Source organism: Allobosea sp. CER48, from assembly GCF_044752385.1.
GTDB lineage: Bacteria > Pseudomonadota > Alphaproteobacteria > Rhizobiales > Beijerinckiaceae > Allobosea.
Window position 1 is genome coordinate 1 of sequence record NZ_JBIWYK010000359.1, and the last position, 3362, is coordinate 3362.

The 3362-nt window shown below is 66.4% G+C and carries 3 protein-coding genes and 1 pseudogene; 3 read left to right on the plus strand and 1 reads right to left on the minus strand.

Translation table 11 applies throughout. From position 1 onward, the window contains the following. Positions 1–235: pseudogene (locus ACIPIA_RS12745) on the minus strand (hypothetical protein); the annotation flags it as partial. A gap of 78 nt (positions 236–313) precedes the next feature. Here ACIPIA_RS12745 and ACIPIA_RS12750 point away from each other — a divergent pair. From ACIPIA_RS12750 to ACIPIA_RS12760, 3 genes are all read left to right on the plus strand, one after another. Beyond that, complete coding sequence (locus ACIPIA_RS12750; RefSeq protein WP_400510082.1) at positions 314–1345, plus strand: ABC transporter substrate-binding protein; 1032 nt, start codon at positions 314–316, stop codon at positions 1343–1345. A gap of 99 nt (positions 1346–1444) precedes the next feature. Further along, positions 1445–2281, plus strand: a complete 837-nt coding sequence (locus ACIPIA_RS12755) for an ABC transporter ATP-binding protein (RefSeq protein ID WP_400510084.1) — start codon at positions 1445–1447, stop codon at positions 2279–2281. Continuing rightward, the gene (locus ACIPIA_RS12760; RefSeq protein WP_400510086.1) at positions 2278–3153 is read left to right on the plus strand and encodes an ABC transporter permease; all 876 of its coding nucleotides are present in this window, start codon (positions 2278–2280) and stop codon (positions 3151–3153) included. Before ACIPIA_RS12755 ends, ACIPIA_RS12760 begins: the two co-directional genes overlap by 4 nt. Positions 3154–3362: the final 209 nt, after the last annotated feature.

The following is a 3362-nucleotide window of genomic DNA, read 5'->3' on the forward strand; positions in this document are numbered from 1 at the left end:
CGTCCGTCACCTTTGGGTCGAGCAGGCATTCGCGCAGGACGCCCTGGCCGACCATGCCGGTCGCGCCGAAGATCAGGACTTTCATGAGAGCGGCCTCGCCTCGCGTCGGGACGACGGTGGATCGAGGTGAAGCTAGTGACGGATGCCGTGCATGCAAGGCGACCGGGCGGCGGCAGGACGTGCTGACATGCGTTGCCTTGTTTCTGTGCAGAAACCTGGCCGCGCGGCGTTGCATTATCCCTTCGTCCTATCGCATGGGATAAGGAGACGGGCAGGTGGCTGGCCCGGCTGCTGGCGCAGGGGAGATATCGAGATGACGACGATGAAATATCGCGTGAACCGGCGCGCGGCGCTCGGCCTGATCGGCGGCTCGACCGCCTCCCTGCTCATCCCCGTCCCGGGCGCGCGCGTCAACGCGCAGACGCTCGACAAGGTCAGCTATCAGACCAACTGGCGCGCCCAGACCGAGCATGGCGGGTTCTACCTCGCCGCCGCCAACGGCATCTACAAGAAGTACGGCCTCGATGTGGACATCCGTCCCGGCGGCCCGCAGCAGAACCCCACCCAGCTCCTGCTCGGCGGCCGCGTCGACATGATCATGGGCAACTCGCTTGAGGCGCTGAGCTTCGCCCATGAGAACCTGCCTTTCATGTGCATCGCCTCGATCTTCCAGAAGGACCCGCAGGTCCTGATCTCGCATCCCGGCCAGGGCAACGACACGCTCGCTGACCTCAAGGGCAAGCCGATCCTTATCGCGGCGCAGGCGCGCGTCGGCTTCTGGCCTTTCCTGAAGCTCAAATTCGGCTTCCAGGACGAGCAGATCCGCCCCTACACCTTCAACATGGCGCCGTTCCTGGCCGACAAGAAGCTGACGCAGCAGGGCTTCCTGTCCTCCGAGCCCTTCGTCATCCGCAAGGCGGGCGTCGAGCCGGTCGTCCATCTCCTCGCCGATGCCGGCTTCGAGAACTACAACACCACGATCACGATCTCCCGGAAGATGGCGCAGGAGAAGAAGGAGCTGGTGCAGCGCTTCGTCGATGCCACGCTGGAAGGCTGGGCGGATTACATGAAGGGCGGACCGAACATCGCCGCCGCCAACGCCCGGATCCTGAAGGACAATCCCGACATGGATCAGGAGAAGATCGACTACGCTCTCAAGGTCATGAACGATCGCGGCATCGTGCTCTCCGGCGACGCGACGACGCTCGGCATCGGCGCGATGACCGACGCGCGCTGGGCGAGCTTCGCCAAGACCATGACCGAAGCCGGGGTCATCCCCGCCGGCGTCGATGTCAAGAAGGCCTACAGCCTGGAGTTCGTGAACAAGGGCATCGGCAAGGCCTGAGGTCATGCTCGGGCCAGCCCCCGGGCGTCTCGGAAACCCCCGTCCTGAGGTTCTCGGGCCTGCGCTTCGCTGCGCCCGAGAACGTCGGCATGTCACAAAATGGATCATCAGGCTTTGGACACGGCCTATCTGAGCACACCCCCCGGTAAGGACGGCGCAGCCACCCCGCTGGTCGCAGTCCGGCACGTCTCGAAGCGCTTCGCCAACGGCACGCTGGCCGTGCGCGATGTCGATCTCGAACTCGGGGCGGGTCAGTTCATCAGCCTGCTCGGCCCCTCCGGCTGCGGAAAGTCGACGCTGCTGCGGATGATCGCGGGCCTCGGCGAGCCGACCTCCGGCACGATCACCTGGCCGGGCGAGACGGGCGCCGCGCAGGGCAGCGCCGGCCACGGCACGCGGGATCTCGGCTTCGTCTTCCAGGATCCGACGCTGATGCCCTGGGCGAATGCACTCGCCAACGTGATGCTGCCGCTGAAGCTCAGGGGCGTGCCGCGGGGCGAGGCCGAAGCGCGCGCGGCGGAGATGCTGGCACTGGTCGGGCTCAAGGGCTTCGAGAAGTCCTATCCACGCGAGCTCTCGGGCGGCATGAAGATGCGTGTCTCGATCGCTCGCGCGCTGGTGATGCGCCCGAAGATCCTCCTGATGGACGAGCCTTTCGCAGCCCTCGACGAGATCACCCGCCACCGCCTCAACGACGACTTGCTCGAATTGTGGTGGCGCGAGCGCTTCACTGCCGGCTTCGTCACCCATTCGGTGTTCGAGTCGGTCTATCTCTCGCAGCGGATCGTGGTGATGGCGGCCCGGCCGGGCCGCGTCATGGCGGACCTGTCCGTCGACGCCGACTACCCGCGCGACGAGCTGTTCCGGACCTCCGGCGAATACGCCCATCTCTGCCGCGTCGCCTCCACCAAGCTCAAGGAGGCGATCGGCCGATGAGCGCGCCCGTCGAAACGCTCGTCGCGGATGGCACCGATGCGCAGGCGCTGCCCGTGGCCGCCGCGGAAACACGCATTCTCGGCGTGCCCCTGAGCTTCTGGCCGCGGATCATCGCCCCGGTCGTCATCGGCATGCTCGTGCTGGCGCTCTGGGAATTCGCGGTCCGCTGGAACGAGGTGCCGTCCTATGTCCTGCCGGGGCCGATCCTGGTCGGGCAGACGCTGGTGGCGGACTGGGGCACCCTGTCGGGCTCGCTCTGGGTGACGTTGAAGATCACCTTCATGGCGCTGGCGGCCGCAATCGTCGTCGGCGTCACGCTCGCGGTGCTGTTCAGCCAGTCGAAATGGCTGGAGATGGCGCTCCTGCCCTATGCCGTCGTCCTGCAGGTCACGCCGGTCGTCGCCATCGCGCCGCTGATCATCATCTGGGCCAATGACATCGATCTGTCGCTGCTGATCTGCGCCTGGATCGTGGCCTTCTTCCCGATCCTGTCCAACACCATCCTCGGGCTGAACTCGGCCGACCACAACCTCGTCAACCTGTTCGAGCTCTACGGCGCCTCGCGCTGGCAGACGATGCGCTATCTCAAGCTGCCGGCGGCGCTGCCCTATTTCCTGGCGGGGCTGAAGATTTCCGGCGGCCTGGCGCTGATCGGCGCGGTCGTAGCCGAGTTCGTCGCCGGAACGGGCGGCAGCGCCTCGGGCCTCGCCTATCGCATCCTGGAGGCCGGCTACCAGCTCAAGATCCCGCGCGTCTTCGCGGCGCTGGTGATGATCTCGCTATCGGGCATCGCGATCTTCCTGGCGACGAGCCTGATCTCGTACCTGCTGCTGCACCGCTGGCACGAGAGCGCGATCCGGCGCGAGAACTGAGGCTTCGGCCGACGCAAGGGGAGGGCAGGGCCTCGGCGGCAGGGTCAGACGAAGTAGGCGAGCTTGCGGTCGGCCTGCAGTTCGTCGATCTCGCGCAGGCCTGCTTCCGAATAGCCGGCGGCGACGCGCTGCGGCTCGGGCGGCGCGACGTTCTGCTCCTCGAAGGAGAGATCGTCGTCGAGCAGATGCACCGTCCCCATGCGCGTTTC